The organism is Maribacter sp. ACAM166 (assembly GCF_005771495.1).
Classification (GTDB): Bacteria; Bacteroidota; Bacteroidia; order Flavobacteriales; family Flavobacteriaceae; genus Maribacter.
In genome coordinates, this window is the sequence record NZ_VAUW01000037.1 from 24,065 (window position 1) to 44,027 (window position 19,963).

Genomic DNA, 19,963 nt, shown 5'->3' on the forward strand with positions numbered 1-19,963 from the left:
AATGAAAAACTATTTTTTAAATAATAATAGGATGGAAGTTAATGTCCAGAAAGCAGGAATCCGGTATCGTGATTCACAAGTTAAACGGAAAAGTTTACTAACATTTATATGCTTGCTGTTGTTAACAGCGCAAATGAGTGCGCAATCCTTTAGCACTAGTAATCTTAACCTAAGCGGTAGTAACGTAAGCCAAGGAACATCTTTGATGTTTGGGCCTGATGGAAGACTCTATGTTATTCAGAATGGAGGGCTTATAGATATTTTTGCAATTCAGCGAAATGGTGTGGATAACTACGTGGTTACTGCAAGTGAGGAACTAACATTAGTAAAAGATATTCCTAATCACAACGATGATGGTACTTCAAACGGAGGGAATACTCGTGAAGCTACCGGTATTACGGTTGCAGGTACGCCTACAAATCCAATAATTTATGCGACCTCTAGTGATGCTCGTGTTGGGGGCCCAAGTGGAGACCAGAATTTGGATACAAATTCCGGTGTAATTACCAGAATAACATGGAATGGTTCTACCTGGGACGCAGTAGATATTGTTAGGGGGTTACCGCGTTCCGAGGAAAATCACGCCACTAACGGTCTTGAGTTTGTCACAATAAACGGTTCTGATTATCTTATTGTTTCTCAAGGCGGTCATGCCAATGCTGGATCACCTTCAGATAATTTCGCTTGGACAACTGAATATGCACTTTCTGCCGCCATTTTGTCGGTTAACCTGACCATGCTGGAAACAATGCCAATTGACAATGATGGTGTTAGAAATTATATATATGATCTCCCAACCGTTGATGATCCTACAAGAAATAATCTTGGACCAATTGATCCTAATGCTATGGGTTATACTGGGATTGACGTTAATGATCCTTTTGGTGGGAACGACGGTTTAAATCAAGCAAAGATTGTGCCAGGAGGTCCTATTCAAATTTTTTCTCCAGGATACAGGAATAGCTACGATCTTGTCGTTACACAGGACGGTAAGGTTTTTGTTACAGATAACGGAGCCAATGGTGGATGGGGAGGTTTACCTGAAAACGAAGGCTTACTTGATGGTAGTAGTAATTCATTAGTTACCAATAACTATCTTTCTGGTGAGCCCGGTAGTAGTTCGCCAACCGCAGATGGGGAGCAAGTGGATAACAAAGATCACTTAACCATTGTCACCGATGATATACAGAATTATGTTTTTGGTAGTTTTTATGGAGGCCATCCTACACCTATACGGGCCAATCCTTCCGGTGCGGGTTTATACACAAATCCTTCAATAAATAATACAACAGGAGCGATTTTCAGGACACAAAAATACGATCCTGATGGCTCTACCCCTGGTTCCACTACAAATCCTAATTTAGGATTACCCGCTGACTGGCCACCTGTTCAATCTTCAAATGCGGTTGAAGGCGACTGGCGTTCACCTAGTGGCTCTAATCCTGATGGTCCTGATGATGTGAATATTACAACCTGGGGTAATAATACTAATGGTATAGATGAATACACGGCTTCTAACTTTGGAGGTGCTATGCAGGGGGATTTAATAGCTGGAAAAGGAGGGAGCATCTGGAGGGTGCAACTCAATGCTAACAATACGCTCAATACATTGACTCAAAATTTTGCTACTAACCTAGGTAACAATGTACTTGGTATTACCTGTAATAGTGATTCGGATTTTTTCCCAGGTACCATTTGGATTGCTTCTTATGATAACAATATCAGGGTATTGGAACCTCAGGATTTTGTGATTTGCATCCTGCCTGGGGAAACTGGGTATGATGAAAATGCAGATAATGATGGTGACGGCTATACTAACAAGGATGAAATTGAAAGCGGTTCGGATATATGTAATGGTGGAGATCAACCAAGTGATTTTGACAAAGCAGCAGGCGGTACTTTGGTTTCTGATTTGAATGATACGGATGACGATAATGATGGTATTCCTGACTCAGTAGACCCTTTACAATTAGGTGACCCTACTGATAGCGGTAGTGATGCGTTTGACCTGCCTGTAATAAATGAACTATTATCGGATTTCTCATTTAAAGGATATCTAGGTCTTGGGTTTACCGGTCTTATGAATAATGGGGATGCCAACCCGAACTGGCTTAATTGGCTGGACGTGGTAGATGCAGGTCCGAACCCTAATGATATTCTTGGGGGTGCAGTGGGGGCTATGACTATACAAATGACTTCGGGAACGGCAGACGGAAGTGCTAATGATCAGGAAAAAGCATTTCAGTATGGGGTAAATGTAGATCAAAGTACTTCTGCATTTCTTGTGGAGGGTCGTTTGTTTAATTTCGACGACCCATTGCAACTTTACGGGTCCAGTGCCCCAGCCCTTGGTGAACTAGGTCTATTTATTGGAGACGGTACACAAAGTAACTTTATTAAATTTGTGATCACTCAAAATGGTTTGGAAGCTATTCAGGAGATTGGTGATTCACCACAAAGTGGTACAGCTCTTAGTTTAACAATTCCGACCGGAAACCGTCCGTCCAATGATGTGGTCATGCGCTTTGCCGTTAACTCAGTTACAGGACAAGTATCTTTATTATATTCTTTTGATGGTGCTACTCCTTTTCAAGAATTAGGCACAATTACAGCTCAAGGCGCTGTCCTTAACGCAATTCAGAATACTGGTAGCATATTGACCGTTGGTTTCATAGGTAGCTCATATACGCCAGGTGTAGAACTGGAAGGTAGCTGGGATTACCTTTATGTTCAAGGTAGCCAGCCCACAATTCAACAACAAATACCTGATCTAAGTGTAATTATTGGTGCTACACCTACTACTTTTAATCTGGATAATTATTTTAGTGATGACGGAGGTAACGCTGGTTTAACTTACAGTGTGGAGAACAACTCAAATCCCGCTATTGGTGCAAGTGTAACCGGAAATACGCTCGATATTACCTTTCCTTCAACAGCCGAAACAAGTGCTATTACTGTTCGTGCTACCGATGGTAATAATTTATTTATTGAACAAATTTTTAATGTAGAAGTACTCGAAGAGGCAGTTGCTTTATTTCGGGTAAATTCAAATGGGTCTAATTATACGGATGGCAATAGCGATGTTTGGGAAGCCGATAATTATTTTACTGGTGGAGGTCTTTACGCAAATACTGCTCAGGCGATTGGTAATACAACAGATGATTTACTTTACCAAACAGAACGATTTGGAGATTTCAGTTATGATTTGGCTGTTGCCAACGGCGATTATACAATAGAACTACATTTTGCTGAAGTCTATTTTGGTTTATCGGGAGGTGGTTCTGCAGGTGGTGTTGGAAGTCGTGTATTTAATGTTAATATTGAAGGCGGAGCCGAAGAATTGACCAATTATGACATTTTTGCTGACGTTGGGCCTGGAAACGCTGTAGTCAAATTATTTCCGGTAACTGTTACTGATGGGATATTAAATATTGTATTTACCACAGTTACCAATAATGCAAAAGTGTCTGCAATCGCCATTCTAAATCAGACAGGTGGAGGCGGAAATCCAATTACATGGGATACTACAGTATCTAATCAAACCAACAGCGCAGGCGAGGCGTTAGATGGTTCCCTAGTAGCCGTAGTGCAGGGAGGAGATGGTAATATTCAATATTCTGCAACAGGGTTGCCTCCAGGCGTATTTATTGAACCAACCAATGGCAATATATATGGTACCATAAGTCCAGACGCTAATGTGGCCAGTCCTTATGAAGTGACAGTAACAGCAGATGATTCCGATGCTGATTCTACCGATCAAATTACATTTAATTTCATCTGGACAGTTACTACAGGAACAATTGGAGACCTTTGGACCAATCAAACTGATGATGAAGCTTATACAGCAAGGCATGAATGTTCTTTTGTACAGGCCGGGGATAAATTCTATTTGTTTGGCGGAAGAGAAAATTCAACCAGTCTGGATGTTTATAATTACCAGGCTAAGACTTGGAGCACAATATCCAATTCTGCTCCTCAGGAGTTTAACCATTTCCAGGCACTGGAACACAAAGGATTGATTTGGGTCATTGGTGCTTTTAAAACCAATACTTTTCCTAATGAAGTTCCGGCGGATAATGTTTATGCCTATAACCCGGTGGAGGATGTTTGGATTAAGGGCCCTGAAATACCTACAGCAAGAAAAAGAGGATCTGCAGGTTTAGTAGTTTATAATGATAAGTTTTATATCATAGCTGGAAACAATGATGGCCACGATGGGGGTTACGGAACATGGTTTGATGAATTTGATCCTGTAACCGGGGTATGGACTACGTTAACGGATGCTCCCAGGGCAAGAGATCATTTCCATGCTGCCGTTATTGGAGATAATTTATATGTCGCCGGCGGAAGGCTTTCCGGTGGTACGGGAGGTGTATTTCAACCACTTATTGCTGAGGTAGATGTTTATAACTTTACTTCGGGTAACTGGTCTACTTTGCCTGTGACAACAGACTTTAGACCAAGGGCTGCAGCTTCGGTTGCCGTTCTGCAAAATGAATTGTATCTCATTGGTGGTGAAATTGAAAATGAGTTAGATGGGACTGTAATAAACGATGCTGTAAATACAACCCAGGCATATAACCCCTCAACAGGAAACTGGACAACAAAAGTAAGTTTAATTACAGAACGCCACGGAACACAGGCAATTGTTTCCGGAGATGGAATTCATGTGGTTGCTGGCTCCAATTCCAAAGGAGGCGGTGGAAAAATGAAAAATATGGAATTCTACGGAAGCGATAATCCGACAGGAGCAGTGCTTACAGCCAGCCAGCTAGTGGTTTCGGCATCTGAATCGGTTCCAACCGGAGGTGGCTTAAATGTTCCTGTTTCTAATACGGGCGGAAATGTAGGGATTATTATAACAGATGCTCAATTGACTGGTGCCAATGCGGCAGCCTTTACGATTGTAACCGATGCATCATTTTTACTGATTGGTCCTGGAGAAACTACAAATATTGTAGTAAATCATACAGGGGCGGCCGAAGGAGAATCTGCATCCCTTACATTGACTTATGACGATGGTTCAACCTCAGTGGTTTCCCTGATATCCGGTGCGGGTGTAGCGGATGTTTTATTTCGTATCAATACCGGAGGAGCTCTAGTGACCGCAACGGACGGGCCGAATCCTGATTGGACTGAAGATCAAGCTGTGGTAACCGCCAATGGCACTGCCAACACCGGTACGCCATCAACGTATATAAATCTTGTTTCGCCGGCAGCTGATATTACTTTTGGGGTTGCAAATTTTACAGGCACTAATAATACGGGTTACCCTGATAACGTATTTGCAACAGAGCGTTACAGTAATGTTGCAAATCCGGACAATATGCAATGGAATTTCACTGTTCCTAACGGCGATTATACGGTAAATTTAATTTTTGCCGAAGTCTGGACAGGAGCACAAACCAACGGAATTCGTTTGTTTGATGTAGAAATTGAAGGAAATCTTGTACTGGATGATTTTGATCAAACAGCAACTTATGGTTGGAATACGGCCGGAGTAGAAACATTTAATGTAACTGTGGCTGATGGTAATTTAGATATTGATTTTTTACAAGGTATCGAAAACCCTAATATAAAAGCTATTGAAATTTTGGGAGGTACGATATCAACAACGAATTCACCGCCTCTTGTAATCAATCCCGGGATACAACAGAGTATAGAAGGGGATGTGGTTGGCTTGCAAGTAATTGCCTCTGATGACGATTTGGATGAATGTGGGGATATTACGTTTTCGGCAACAGGATTGCCTCCTACTTTAAATATAGATCCAACTACGGGACTAATTACCGGTACCATATTACAAGGAACAGGTACAGGAACTGAAGGTGCTTTTATTGAAGAAGATGGCATTGTAATAATAGAGGCGGAATCCGGCAATTTAGTACCAAACTGGTCAATAACTAATCTTGACGGCGAAACAGGAATTCTTGGCGGGACCAATAGTCTTGGTCAGCAAAAGGGTGGAACAATACCTTATGAGATTAACATAACTACTACAGGTGTTTATCGTTTGATTTGGAATAGTTTTTATAGCGGTCCCACTTCCGCTGATGAGAATGATAGTTGGTTACGTTTTGCAAATAATAACGATGTTTGGTTTTTTGGAACGGATAATTCAGCAGGAGCTCTGGGAACAGAAGCACAAATCATCACCAATTTACAAGGGCCGCAATCCGAAATTGTTTTTCCAATTGGGAGTTCCAGAATAACTAGCGGGACTACACCTAATGGATCGGGTAGTAACGGGTATTTTAAAACGTATTTAGCTGGAGGGCAATCTGAAGTTTACCAATGGGAAGCATTCACTAGTGACAATGATGTTCACAATATTTATGTTTGGTTCGTTAATCCGGGAACCTATACAATGGAGATTTCGGAAAGGTCTTCGGGTCATGCCATTGACAGAATTGCAATGTATAAGGTAGATGGGCCTAATTACACTGGTACAGATTTAGATGGTTTTCCTGAATCTCAACAAGAAACTGGAGGATTTCCAGGAGCAGCAGATAACAGCCCTTATAATGTTACCGTAACCGCTGCAGATGCGTGTGCACCTTCTTTAAGCTCACAAGTTGATTTTATTTGGAATGTGGTAGATATGCCTGCATCCGGTAACCCTTCAGCGCTTCTTGAAATCACCCCTGGTGGCCCACTCGGGGCGAGTACGTATGGCGGGAGTAGCCTTCAGCTCACCAATAACTCTACCGGTAATGTTCAAATAACAGGAATAAATATAGATATTAGTACGGGTATTTTGCCAGATAATGTTTTTGACCCGGTTGGAACAGGTGGAGATGCTACTGCAAGTTGTCTTACTGCTAATAATGGCGGTGCAGCTGTTGGTTTTATAAGCCCGGCTAACCCTTGTGTGAATCCGTTTTCCGGACCGCGAAATGGAGGCTATGATATCATGGGAATGAGTTTTACCGATTTTGACCCTACCGAAAAGTTTGATTTTACGGTAGATATTGATCCAAATAGTATTAAGGATGTCCCGGGAGCGGGCGGTGCAGGTTCCGTATCTGGTTTTGAGTTAATCGGGGCGACAATTACAATAACCTTTAGTGATGGCTCAACCTTGGTATCTACAATATACGAGGATGGAAGTCTTGGTGGCGGACAGGCTGTAGTAGCCCCAAATGCCTTGGCAACGCCTTCAATTGCGGTGGTAGGTATTCCGGTATCACCGTCATGTGTGGAAACGCCCACTCAAACAATTGAGGTGAGCGGAACACCTGGTGCTAATGTTTCATTACTTGTAATGGACAGTCGTTTGTATATTCAATCAGGGGAGCCACCATTTAATGTGCCTGATGAAACCTATTATGCCAACGAAGCCATGGCAAAAGCACTGTATACTGGTGTTATTGGGTCTGGAGGAACTGTGCAGATACCGGTAACACTACTGGAAACTGTTGGAGCAACAGGTACTCCTAACGGAGGACTGAATTATATTGTTGCTGTGGTGTCAAATACACCTTATGCCGTTGATCAACAAGTGAGCAGAACATCTAATGTGCTGGTATTAAAAGTTGATCCGCCTTGTGCAGGAACAACTGCAGATATCAACATATCCGCAACCTTGCAATCCAGAACGAATCATAGCGGGGATTATAGCGTTAAATTATATGATGTTGGTTCAACAACAGCGGTTTATGACGTAACGGCGACCGCTGATGCAGCAGGTACTATGACAATTGATGGAACAGTTAATACTATTGTCCCAGGGACCTATCAATTAGCGGTTAAGTATCCAAATTCCTTACAAGTTTTACAAACTGTGACTTTGGAGGCAGGTGCTAATGCGGTCACTATTGGAGAATTATTAATGGGCGATGCAAATGAAGACAATACGATAGGTTTAGAGGACTTCTCCATATTGGTTTCGGTCTTTGGGTTGGACTTGGGAGAAACTGGTTACGATGCTAGGTCAGATTTTAATGGTGATAATTCCATTGGACTTGAAGATTTTTCAGTTTTAGTATCGAATTTTAATACTTCAGGAGAAGAACCAAATATGCCATAGCAGTGAATGAAATCAATTAAATGTCCCTATAATGAAAAGAGGTCCATAATTGGGCCTCTTTTCATTATAGGGGGTAAATAGGCCAATACCTGTCTCACCTGAAGAAAATCAGTTATCTTAATCGGGAACTGATTTATCCAGAAACATAAGTGTCACAACGTTTATTTATTTTTTACAGCACTTTTTATTTCACTTGTGAACTCGTTTTCGTAAAACGCACGTTTACAGTGCATGCATTGCACAGTTGTTATGGTAGAAATTTTGAAAAACTTTATCCAAAAGAAATGTACATAGTTACGCTGAGTTACTGCCATTAACGTTCCTTGTTGATGGCAATAAGTACACGAACTATGAATAAGTTGCTTACTTTCCTGCTTTCCGGGTCGAGTTCCAAAGAAAAGAATCATATAGTATTGATACATTTGAAACCCTAATTTAAGTAAATAAAATGAGCCTTGTTCGAAGTTATTAAATAGCGATTCTAGCCTTCTCTTAACATATCAACCGCATTAATTTTAATATATTTAACTTTTATTGACAACAAATAAAACTTCCCTCCTTAGGAGGGGTTGAGGGATACCTAAATGATTTCAAAAAACACTATTGATCAAGTTTATGAAACTACTCGATTAGAAGAGGTAATCGGTGATTTCGTGCAGTTAAAGAAATCAGGTTCCAATTTTAAGGGGTTGAGTCCGTTTACCGATGAGCGTTCACCTAGTTTTATGGTATCTCCTGTAAAGCAAATTTGGAAAGATTTTAGTAGTGGAAAAGGCGGTAATGTCGTGGCATTCTTAATGGAACATGAGCACTTTACTTATCCTGAGGCTATAAAATACCTGGCCAAAAAATACACGATTGAAGTAGAGGAAACAGAGCAGTCTAACGAAGATAAAGAACAAGCCAATGAGCGTGAAAGCATGTATTTGGTGTCTGAATTCGCCCAAACCCATTTTAAGGAAATGCTTTGGAATACGGAGTTGGGTAAGGCTATCGGTCTAAGTTATTTTAAGGAACGTGGTTTCACTTCTGATACCATTAATAAATTTGAATTAGGGTATTGTTTGGATCAATGGGACGGTTTTACAACAGCTGCGCTGGACAAAGGGTATAAATTGGATTATTTAGAAAAAACGGGACTTACCATTGTTAAGGAAGATGCTAATAATCCGAATAGTCCAAGAAAATTTGATCGTTTTAAAGGTCGGGTGATGTTCCCAATCCATTCTTTGAGCGGAAGGGTGTTAGGTTTCGGAGGGCGTATTTTAACCAATGATAAAAAAGCGGCCAAATACCTCAACTCGCCAGAAAGCGATATTTACCATAAGAGTAAAGTGCTTTACGGAATCTACCATGCCAAACAGGCTATAGCCAAAGAGGATAATTGTTATTTGGTTGAAGGTTATACCGATGTTATTCAGTTGTATCAAAGAGGTATTCATAATGTAGTTTCGTCGAGTGGTACGGCCTTGACCCCAGAACAGATTCGACTAGTTAACCGATTGACGAAAAACATTACTGTTTTGTTCGATGGGGATGCTGCCGGATTAAGGGCTTCGTTACGAGGTATAGATTTAATCTTGGAACAAGGTATGAACGTTCGCGTCTGTACGTTCCCCCAAGGTGAGGATCCAGACAGTTTTGCCAAGAACAATGAATTAGAAGATATAGTTTCCTATTTAGCGGAAAACGCTAAAGATTTTATTCAGTTTAAAGCATCCTTATTAGTAGAAGAAGCATCTAACGATCCTATTAAAAGGGCAGATACGGTACGGGATATTGTAAACAGTATCGCTAAGATTCCGGATCGAATACAAAAGGAAATTTATATACAAGAGTGTGCTAAGATTATGAATGTATCTGAGGCTGTTTTGTTCAACACCTTAGCGCAGATAGATAAAAAGGGCGCATCAGATGTAAGAAAAGTACAACAAGAGGAGCAGAAGGCTTTTGAGGTGGTGCGTACTGAAAGCGAGCCTGAAAAAGTTGATGTGCAATATATGTTGGAACGAAAGATCATTGAATCATTAATGCTCTACGGAGATCAAAAGGAACAATTTGAAGATCTTGTACTGAAAGAAAATGAAGCGGGCGATTTGATATTGGAACCTGAGTCATCTGAAATTAAAGTGTATGAGAAAATTTATTTAGACCTTCAAGAAGATGAGATTGAACTGGCCAATGACGATTTTCGAAAAATGTATTATAAGTTGATAGAGGCACTGAACGAAGAAAAAGAATTTTCTATAACTACATTTGTGAATGGTCTTGACCAAGAAATGGCAAATCAGATTTCTTCTATATTGATGGAAGAGGAACGGTACATGCTACATAATTGGGAAAGTAAGGAAATCTATCCGAAGAAAAAGGAAATAGGTATATCACAGTTGGTAAGTGAGACCATTTTGACGTTGCGTTGTTTTCTAATTAAAAAAAGGATGGGTGCTTTACAGCAAACTACGGAAGATTTATCTACAGATAATCATGAAGCTATAGAAGAAATTATGAACTATATTCAATTGAACAAGCTTTTGAATCAAAAACTGAATAGAGTATTGTCTTAGACTATAAAAAAAGATTTAAATAAAAAATACCCACCATTGGCGGGTATTTTTTATTTTTTGACAGTTGTAACAATTTAGTATAATTCAAGCGCTTTAGCTTGTTGTAATAAATCTACCATATTATCAACATTCAATTTTTTCATTAAACGTGCTTTATAAGTACTTACCGTTTTTTCGTTAAGATTTAACCCTATAGCAACTTCCTTATTTCGTTTGCCACTAGCTAAAAGCTTTAATACTTCTATTTCTCTAGTAGACAATTTTCTAAAGAATCTTCTTGGTTTCTTCGTTCCTTCATCAAAAGCAAGACGTTGTGCCAATTCATTGGTAATGAACATGCTCCCTTCACTTACTTTAGTTACGGCCGCTGTAACATATTCTAGTCCTGATGATTTGGATAAATAACCGAATGCACCAGCTCTAATGGCACTTAAAGCATATACATCTTCAGATTGACCACTGTACATGAGTACTTTAACGTCTGCGTATTCTTTTTTTATTTTTCGTAATGCTGCTATTCCGTTTATTTCTGGAATATCCATTTCTAGCATCACAACATCGGGCGTTGTGTCTTTAAGTTTTTCGAAAAGTTCTTCGGTGGTAGCCACCTCATCTATCAGTTCAAAACCCTCTACAGATTCTAGAACCTTTCTAACTCCCAATCTTATTATAGGGTGGTTATCAGCTATTAAAACTTTAATCATAGAACGTTGGATTTTTATAGATTTTAAAAACCTACCATTGTCTAAAAAGACCACATGCAATGTAAGACTTAAAATTTTAAATTAGAAATCAAAAATGCACTTTTTTAAGCTATTGAATTATTTTTCAATTTGTTTTCGACTTAATTGCCTGATTATTAGTTGAGTTGTTATTTAAGGTCTTTGGGAATTTCACAAACAGGTATCGGTAACATCTTATGTTGGTTCATTGTGTTTAGCTTTACGAAGATGGAAAACACCTCTTTTTGTCTTCCCTCGAAATCCCCTATAACACAACCTTCATCTTTCAAATTCATGGCCCATTCCAACTCAGGGTATGATGCGCCAATTTGGTCTTCATCGGTTCTGTCATCACCCCAAAGTCCGTCGGTAGGCGCTGCCTTTATAACTTCATCATTGATGCCTAATTGTATTGCGATTTCATATACTTCGGTTTTCATCAAATCTGCTATGGGACTTAGGTCTACACCTCCATCACCATATTTAGTATAAAAACCAACACCAAAATCCTCTACTTTATTACCGGTGCCAGCAACGAGGTAACGTTCTAGCGCTGCAAAATAATACAGGCTGGTCATGCGAAGTCTAGCTCTGGTATTCGCCAAAGACATAAAACGCTCTTCTTCCTTTTCTACCGTTGGGAATGCAGCTACAAGGTTATCAAATACAGGAGTTAGGTTTATTTGACGTCTAGTAACGTTCTTGAAATTATTCTGTAACCATTCAATATGTCTTGATGCACGATCAGATTGATTGGGTGCCTGGTGAATTGGCATTTCTAAGCATAATAGGTCTAATCCTGCTTTTGCACATAGGGTAGAAGTGACCGCAGAGTCAATACCACCCGATATACCAATGACAAAACCTTTTTGTTTGGCATTCGTGGCATAATCCTTTAACCAATCAACAATGTGGTCAATTACCTTTTCAGTTTGCATACCGCTCCGATTATTTATTTAAATAAATTAACTTTGCCTTAAAAATAAGTTGAACACCGTGAATAATAAAATGTATTGTAAAATACTTAGCAGGGTCAAACCTATTTTTATACTATTATCAGTTTTCTTGATATTTTTTAGCTGTAATACTAGTGAAAAGGTAGAAGAGGAAATAGCCGCTATACCGATTGACCTAAGAATTTCGCGTTTTGATCGTGAATTTGCATCGGCAGGGGAAGAAGGCTTACCGGCTCTGCGTAAGGTGTATCCTTATCTTTTTCCGGCGCCCGATAGTGTTTGGATTGCTAAAATGGAAGATTCACTTCAAATTGAATTATTTCAAGAAGTGGGGAATGCCTTCCGTAGTTTTGAAGTTGAGGAAGAAGGGTTAATACAACTGTTCAAACATGTTGCCTATTATTTCCCAGAATATACGGCACCAAATATCATTACCGTAACCAATGATGTGGATTATAACAACAGAATTATTCTAACCGATAGCTTGCTATTTGTAAGTCTTGACAATTACTTGGGTTCTGAACATAAATATTACGGCGGTTTTCAACGCTATATAGCACAAACTCTAGATCGTAATTATTTGGTTAGTGATGTGGCAAGTGCCTTTGCCAAGCAAGTGGTGCCACGCCCAAGAGACAGAACGTTTTTAGCACGAATGATTTATTTTGGCAAAGAATTGTATGTAAAAGACAAATTGATGCCGAATGTAGAGGCCCGTAAAAGAATCGGATTTTCCAAAGTGGATATGGATTGGGCTATTGCGAATGAAGAACCGATATGGCGTAATTTCATTGAAAACGAATATTTATATAGCACGGATAATAAATTGAATCAAAGATTCTTGGAGCCCGCACCTTTTTCAAAATTCGGATTGGAGCTTGACAATGAATCACCAGGTAGATTGGGCAGATATGTGGGTTGGCAAATTGTTCGGTCGTTTATGAAAAATAATACCGTGACCCTAAAACAGGTATTGACCATGCCTGCGGAAGAAATATTTAAGAAATCAAATTACAAACCTAGAAATTAAATGGCAGATTTACATACATCAGAAATTACATTGCGCGTAGGATTGGATGAAAATAGAATTCCTGAAACGTTGAACTGGTCTGCTCAAGATGGAGGTATCGACAATGAGGAGGCAAAAGCGATGTTGTTATCCGTGTGGGACAGTAAGAACCAAGAATCATTAAAAATTGACCTTTGGACCAAGGATATGCCTGTTGATGAAATGAAAACCTTTTTTCATCAAACATTGGTTTCTTTATCTGAATCTTTTTTAAAGGCCACACAAGATGATAAAATGACCGCTACAATGAAAGATTTCTGTGATTATTTTGCAGAGAAAATGGATTTGAAGAAATAAGTTCGTTTTTTATTGAGCTGTTCTCGGCTTGATTTTTCCTTTTACTTTTTTAATCCAGTAGATGATATAGACTGTTCCTAATACAGTTGGAATCATCCATGCTAATAGATTGTCGTATTTCATACCCGCGACTAAGAACGCAGTTATCGAGGCGATTAAGGCTCCTAGCATTCTACTCAAGTGGTTAATGAGCCATAGTTTTCTGTTTTTCAAAGTTTTGGTAAACAATTTATAGTCGCCGTACGGCAAGAATATGCCGAAAAGCCCAAAAAATAAGAACAGGATACTTTGGGATTGGGAATGTAATAGTCCGTTGACTCCAAACCCGATCATGAGCAAGGCGCTTATCGCCATTGTACCCGAAACTAGCTTATCAATAAGGTTCGCTTCTGTTTTTTTGACCGATTTAAAGGTCAATGCCCTATTGCCTGCCAACACCATATAAATAGTGAAAATACCAATTAAAAATAAAAAGGTGTTGATATGGTTGGGCATTCTCGCTACCACTAAAGATATGGCCGAGCTTATGATCATCGACCATGAAAACCATTTACCTAATCGTTTATGGTTTAAATTGCCTTTTTTTACTACGATACTGCCGATGCCGGTGATAAGCCCAACACCGCCAAAAAAGGCATGTATGTAGATGAATATTTTAATCGTATTTTCCATGGTCGGTTGGTTTTGTGTTGCCCCAAAGATGTTAATTTGCTGTAGGTCTTAGAAATCAAAATGACCCAATTGTATATTTTGGTAACTGAATTGGTACTTAGAAATTGCGAACCAGATTAGATGATGAACGAATTATTAGTTCGAGTGTTTTCTGCAAGAAAATGTATTGAGAACAGGATTGGAACATGCAAGGTTCTCGATTGTTCTGCTGAGCTTTGCCGAAGTACACTATATTTTTCAATGAAATAATTGAAGAATAGGTGTTTTGTCTGGTAGGTAAGGATTGTCAGTTCGAGTGTTTTCTACAAGAAAATGTATCGAGAACAGGATTGGAACATGTAAGGTTCTTGATACTTTCCTTCTTGGTAGGCTCAGCGACCACCTCGTAAAGTTACTGGAAGTTGCGAATCAAAATGTAAAAAACACAGCTCTGACAGCAAGTATTAGTAGTGCCTACTCTCTTGACTTAGAAGGTTTACAGTTCGCACAAAAATCGGACAAGGCATTTATTTGTTGCAACACCTTATCATGTTCCTGTTGCAATAGTACCGAGTTTTTGCCAATATCTGTGGCCTTAAAAACTTGGGCACTCACTGTATTCATCTCTTCCTGAAGCGCATTGAAAATAGGTTGAAAAAATTTAGCATCGGTAAAGGCACCTTTTTCATTATAAATCTTCTTTCGTATTTTTCTGGAGTATAGTTCGACCAAATCAAAATCATAGCGTCCAAATCGAACCAATTGGTTTGCGGTAAGCGTGTCTGGCGCAATCAATACCGCCAAGTTTTTCTGAAAAACTGCCTTAATTTTACTGTTGAAATTCTTAGTGAACATAAAAGACACCGCGCTCATGTTAAAACTAAAATCAATTTTAGAGCCCGAATAAATGGAATAGGAGGTAAGCTCTTGTCTAATTTCTGATTCTGGCGATTGGTAGTCACTTAGTTGTAATTTGTAATATGGATTCCATTCCATGGGTTCTTGACTGAAAAGGAAGATAGTACAGAGTAGACAGCATAAAAACAAGAGGTATTTTTTCAAGGAATATAGAATTTAAATGTGTGTGTATTGAACGTATTGAATAAACAAATCATTTACTTAATAATACGATCCCAATCCACTATATCATTATGGGAATGGGTAAAGCCAATAGCACGTTCTTTTGCAATGGTTTCGACATCTCTATAAGCGGCAACATAAGTTTTACGCCATTCTTTAGATTCGTTCCCTGCAGAGCCATGTACAATACGTTCGTCATGTATCGTGATACTGCCTCTTTTAACGGGCAGGTACACAATCTTATCATCTGGGCGTTCTTCAATGACCAATGTGTGACTTTCATCTCTAGATACTCCGGCATCCTTTTTAGTGCTGCCATATGATTTTGGAAAATGTTTACGTAGTTCGGGCTCTGTGTTGGTTCCCGGTAGTACCTGTAAACAGCCGTTGATAAGGTCAGAATCTGTGAGGGCGAGAGAGAATGTGGCGGTCCAGGTGTTTTTAGTTTTAGGCCAATAGCCTAAATCTTGGTGCATGGCGAATTCAGCTCCTTTTTTACTTGGTTTTTTAGCTAAAAACTGCTCATAATCCATGGCCGATGTACCCACTTGGTATAACTGGTTGGCAATATGTTGGGTGATTTCATGGTAGATATTATTCGCTAATTCTTTACGGTAGGTGCCGGGCAACATTGCGTTTACCAATTGAAACTCTTCCATAGGGGTGCCATAGGGTTGTGACATATCACAAAAGTCTTTTTTCATGGCCTCAGCTTCCTCGCCTGTTACAAAATGGTCGAACCAAGGGTCTAGAAACTGCATCTCTTTTTCTGTCAACACATCATTAAGTACAATGTAACCGAGTTCATGAAACTGCTCAATTTCTTTTTGAGAAATGACATAATTATTACCCATTCTGCGTTGACTGCCAGAATCTGGATTGGTGATGCGTTCCATACTAATTTGATTTTAAATTGCCGATACTCAAGGTACGGAATTTGGGCAGTGCCAAGCAAGGTTTATATAGTATTTAGCAATTGATAGTTACTAAAACCTATAATTCGAACTCCGTTTGGTTTGGAACGGCATCAAAAATAGGAGTGTAATGTTCTCGTTCATTTTTACCATAAATTCAATAGGCACATCTTCAAAACAGCCATAATCTTCAAGATATTCCATGAACAGGTTCCCTTTTTTGTTGTATTCCTGAAAAACGGAATCATTTTCTCCGTAAAAATCTAAAGGCGCAATGGTGAACATGGTACACATTGAAGTATTGAAGGCAGGAGAAAGTTTTAACCATGTAGTGTTGATGTAGGCATCTACCATTCCATGATTGGTAAGTTCGTTGGTCTCGAATTATTCAATCAGGAGTTCTGCACCGATCTGATTTTTGACTTTAGCCAAGTGAATTATTGCAGAGATGCCAATAGCTCGTAGGCAGGAAATAAATACAATAGCCTTATATTCTATTTGTAATTTAACTAGCCCTGTACGTCTCTTTTTAGAAACTATACCTCGATGAATCACGAACATTTAAATAAAGCTGTTTTTTTATTTGTTTTTTAGAAAGAGAGGGCTTCTTAATCTCTGCAATTAGGTTTTGAATCTCTTTACTTTCATAATCAAAAAAATAGATAGGGCGAGATTATTCACAGTACTTTTTTAGGGGATTTCTTTTAATTAAAACTCAATTTTTGAAATAGTTCGGGCATGTTTAATGAATGAATAACCTTCATTTCTATCTTATTTAATGAGTTGACCATGGTAGTCCTATTTGTTTATATTTTATAAAATGTGGGGTTGAAGGTGCGATTCATACGCCTCTTTATCCGCATATATTTCTACTAATTTTATCTAAGTAGGCTGTTCTTTTTCAAACATTGGGTAAATGCAAATTACCCAAGCCAAGTTCTAACCGTACCGAAGCTTCTGACGCTTCTTTTAAGAGAGCCAAGTATGTATCAAGGTGGCGGTGTCGATTTCTAATTCTGCAATTCATATTATCATGCTGTCTGCAGAAAAAGGGATGAAATTCTTATGTTCTTGGAACACAAACTGATAAGTACTACCGTGAGTAGCAGTGCGACTTTGGTGATTAGGTATTGTATTTTGCATTGTTTAATAGCCTCTTTTCGTTCGTGCTTAGGTAGCGGCTATCCTTTCTTATATTCCTCTGGGCGGTTCTGCCAGATGTGAATATATTGTCCTGTAGACATTCTGCGGGCCATATCCTTTGCTTTGGTTGCCAATTCACCTTCGTATAGTTCGTCAATTGTTTCAAACCAAAGTTGTAGCCATTTCGCAAAATGGGTCTGTTCTATGGTGTGATTAAGGTTCTTATCAACATTGACGTGTTTGGCAGAAGGACTCCCTCTAAAGGTGCGAAGACCAAAAAGGTTAGATTCCCAAAAATCAGTAAGCTTACTGAGGTGTGCAGGCCATTGCTCGTCTGTGATATGACCATTGAAAATTGGGCCTAGCAACGAATCTTGCCGTATTTTACCGTAAAAGGTGTGTACTAGTACGCTGATATCTTCTCTAGATGTGATATTCTTCATTTCCTATTTTTAGGGATGTGCTGGGTAGGTGTAGGGTCAACTATTTGGGTGGGACCATACCCTGTTTTCTGTGTTGAAATTTTATTCATAAGGTCGGTGAATTCCTTGGTGAGATTATCCAAGTTAATTGCCGAAGGTTTTAAAAACCCAACAATCTTTTTCAATTCGTCCGTTGAATAATCTATGGATTCGTCCAGCAGGTTAGAGATGCCCAAAATCTGTGCGATAGGTTGCCTTACCCTATGGGAAATCATAAATATCATATACTCCAATCCTTCGATATGCTTTCGTAATGATTCCTCGGTTTTTATGAGGTCAGCGTAGGCCATGGTTAGTTCAGATGCTAATATTCTTTTTTCATCATATTGCAAGGCAAGTTCTTTGTGTAAAATCACTAACTCGTCATCTTGGTCTTGCTTCTGATGCTGTTTTAGGGCAAGTTCTTGGTTTGTAATGAGGAGCTCATCAATCCATTTTTTGTTCTTTTTTTTATGAAGCAAAAGTTCTTTCTTGGTGCTCAATAACTCGTGGGCACGTTTTTGTTTTTTATGGTATTGAACGGCCAGTTCATTGTTAGCACTCAATAATTCATGGGCACGTTTTTGTTTTTCATCTTTCTGAAAATCCAGTTCGTCGTTTGCAACGATTAGCGCTTCGGCACGTTTTCGTTTTTCCGCATTTTGAAGGGCAAGTTCTTTTTTTGTTACAATCAATTCATCTACCCGTTGTTTCTTTTTATTATTTTCAACTGTATTTTCTTCTTTTGAAAGTAAAAGTTCTGCCCGTAGGGTTTCAATTTCTACTTTTTGGAATTCCAACTCTCTTTTTAACAGGAGGTATTCTTCCTTTTCCTTCTTCATACTTCGTGCATTTAGTGTGTTTGCTTATTTTTTCGGTTCGTTTGAATCTTGGGTAACGTACCACATAGACTACGCATTAATGACTGTAGCTATTTGGGCTATCGTGTTTGTTTATGAATTGGTAACAACGTTTTCTACGCGCTCAGCGGTGTCCAGTTTTGAAAGGGTCAATCGTACAATACTGTCTTCTTTTGCGGTTAAATCATGAGGTATATTGCTGTCTAAGGTAAGGATATCTCCTTGCTTTAGCCCATGAACGCCACCTTGAACACCAAAATCGATTTCCCCCTGTATTAAATGCACAATAATAGGAAAAGGCGCTTTATGTTCTTTCATGACTTGCCCCTGTTTTAATAGAATGCGTATTTCTTTTGAAAATGAGGTTTCCAATAGCACTTTAGTGATGATTTTACCTTCATTAAAATCTAAGTGTTTTGTAAAAGAGGTGATGTTCATACGTTTGTTTTGGTAATGGTAAGATAAAGCAATTTACCCTACAATGATACTTTTCATATGAGGCACCCTATAGCTTGTGCGCCTATTTGATACTATTCATCTGCCACAGCATCGGTAGCATACCTACTGTTACTTTTTTTAACTTTAGAAAGTGCTTTGACCGCCTTACTAAAATTTATTTGTAGAATGACTACCTATGAAGCCTAAACTACCAATAATTCCAATTGTTTTTTGATTAGTTATGTTTTTTTAAATAAAGGCTAAGTTTCAATGTATGGGGTCATAGCATCGTGCAGAATAGCTATTCGCTAAAGATATTGTTAGCTATATTTTTATCTTTGTAGATATCAAGAACAACATCTTGAAAGTCTCCTATTCGTGTAAAATCAGTTTTAATGTTATATTCATAGTTATTATCCTCAAAGTATTTGATAAAGTCAAAAAAACATGATTTTACACCATTAACTCGATGATGATATTCAATTAGAAATCGATTAATTTGGTCAATTTTTTCTTCAGCAATATGGTCTTCAAGTACCTGATTTTCAGATCATTCAATATCAATTTTTTGAGTTAGTCATTTAAGTTCTGTATCTTGTTGTCAATAGAAACAACGTTTATGAAAGTATTTGAAGGACAGAATATATTGAGCTTTGTAAAAGAATTGCCAAATGATGATGCCTGTAAGGCATATTTAGCGAAAATAAAATGGCACGATGGTTTTAAATATATGAAATGTGGTCACACAAAAGGATGTGAGAAATCTGGGTACAAGTATC

General features: G+C 38.8%; 13 protein-coding genes and 1 pseudogene. 5 read left to right on the forward strand and 9 right to left on the reverse strand.

Annotated elements, in window-relative coordinates; translation table 11 throughout:
* The first annotated feature begins 1 nt into the window (after position 1).
* Together ES765_RS17765 and dnaG are read left to right on the forward strand one after the other, a co-directional pair.
* A complete protein-coding gene (locus ES765_RS17765) occupies positions 2–8,029 on the forward strand; it encodes a malectin domain-containing carbohydrate-binding protein (RefSeq protein ID WP_249356562.1) in 8,028 nt (2,675 codons plus the stop codon).
* A gap of 584 nt (positions 8,030–8,613) precedes the next feature.
* Positions 8,614–10,593, forward strand: coding sequence for a DNA primase (dnaG, locus tag ES765_RS17775; protein ID WP_138115696.1), 1,980 nt, complete (start codon positions 8,614–8,616; stop codon positions 10,591–10,593).
* A 74-nt stretch (positions 10,594–10,667) separates the two neighbouring features.
* Here the strand turns inward: dnaG and ES765_RS17780 are convergent, their stop codons facing one another.
* A complete protein-coding gene (locus tag ES765_RS17780; protein WP_138115697.1) occupies positions 10,668–11,297 on the reverse strand; it encodes a response regulator transcription factor in 630 nt (209 codons plus the stop codon).
* A 167-nt stretch (positions 11,298–11,464) separates the two neighbouring features.
* A complete protein-coding gene (gene nadE, locus ES765_RS17785) occupies positions 11,465–12,253 on the reverse strand; it encodes an NAD(+) synthase (RefSeq protein ID WP_138115698.1) in 789 nt (262 codons plus the stop codon).
* A gap of 70 nt (positions 12,254–12,323) precedes the next feature.
* On the opposite strand from nadE, the gene gldB reads away from it, so the two are divergent.
* Together gldB and gldC are read left to right on the forward strand one after the other, a co-directional pair.
* A complete protein-coding gene (gldB, locus tag ES765_RS17790; protein ID WP_138115699.1) occupies positions 12,324–13,301 on the forward strand; it encodes a gliding motility lipoprotein GldB in 978 nt (325 codons plus the stop codon).
* Positions 13,302–13,637 carry a gliding motility protein GldC gene (gene gldC, locus ES765_RS17795; RefSeq protein ID WP_138115700.1) on the forward strand — a complete coding sequence of 112 codons (336 nt, stop codon included), beginning with the start codon at positions 13,302–13,304 and terminating at the stop codon, positions 13,635–13,637.
* Positions 13,638–13,646: 9 nt separating this feature from the next.
* On the opposite strand, the gene ES765_RS17800 is transcribed toward gldC, so the two are convergent.
* The 7 genes from ES765_RS17800 to ES765_RS17835 form a co-directional block, all read right to left on the reverse strand.
* Entirely contained in the window at positions 13,647–14,309 is a 663-nt protein-coding gene (locus ES765_RS17800) for a hypothetical protein (protein ID WP_138115701.1), read from the reverse strand.
* A 453-nt stretch (positions 14,310–14,762) separates the two neighbouring features.
* Complete coding sequence (locus ES765_RS17805; RefSeq protein WP_138115702.1) at positions 14,763–15,350, reverse strand: hypothetical protein; 588 nt, start codon at positions 15,348–15,350, stop codon at positions 14,763–14,765.
* Positions 15,351–15,403: 53 nt separating this feature from the next.
* Complete coding sequence (locus ES765_RS17810) at positions 15,404–16,264, reverse strand: phytanoyl-CoA dioxygenase family protein (protein ID WP_138115703.1); 861 nt, start codon at positions 16,262–16,264, stop codon at positions 15,404–15,406.
* Between the two features lie 90 nt (positions 16,265–16,354).
* Positions 16,355–16,636, reverse strand: a complete 282-nt coding sequence (locus tag ES765_RS22435; RefSeq protein ID WP_249356564.1) for a hypothetical protein — start codon at positions 16,634–16,636, stop codon at positions 16,355–16,357.
* Positions 16,637–17,463: 827 nt separating this feature from the next.
* Positions 17,464–17,868 carry a group III truncated hemoglobin gene (locus ES765_RS17825; protein WP_138115704.1) on the reverse strand — a complete coding sequence of 135 codons (405 nt, stop codon included), beginning with the start codon at positions 17,866–17,868 and terminating at the stop codon, positions 17,464–17,466.
* Entirely contained in the window at positions 17,865–18,728 is an 864-nt protein-coding gene (locus ES765_RS17830; RefSeq protein ID WP_138115705.1) for a diguanylate cyclase, read from the reverse strand. Before ES765_RS17830 ends, ES765_RS17825 begins: the two co-directional genes overlap by 4 nt.
* A 111-nt stretch (positions 18,729–18,839) precedes the next feature.
* On the reverse strand, positions 18,840–19,184 hold the full coding sequence (locus ES765_RS17835) for a cupin domain-containing protein (protein WP_138115706.1): 345 nt from the start codon (positions 19,182–19,184) through the stop codon (positions 18,840–18,842).
* A gap of 619 nt (positions 19,185–19,803) precedes the next feature.
* Here ES765_RS17835 and ES765_RS17840 point away from each other — a divergent pair.
* Positions 19,804–19,963: pseudogene (locus tag ES765_RS17840) on the forward strand (IS1595 family transposase); the annotation flags it as partial.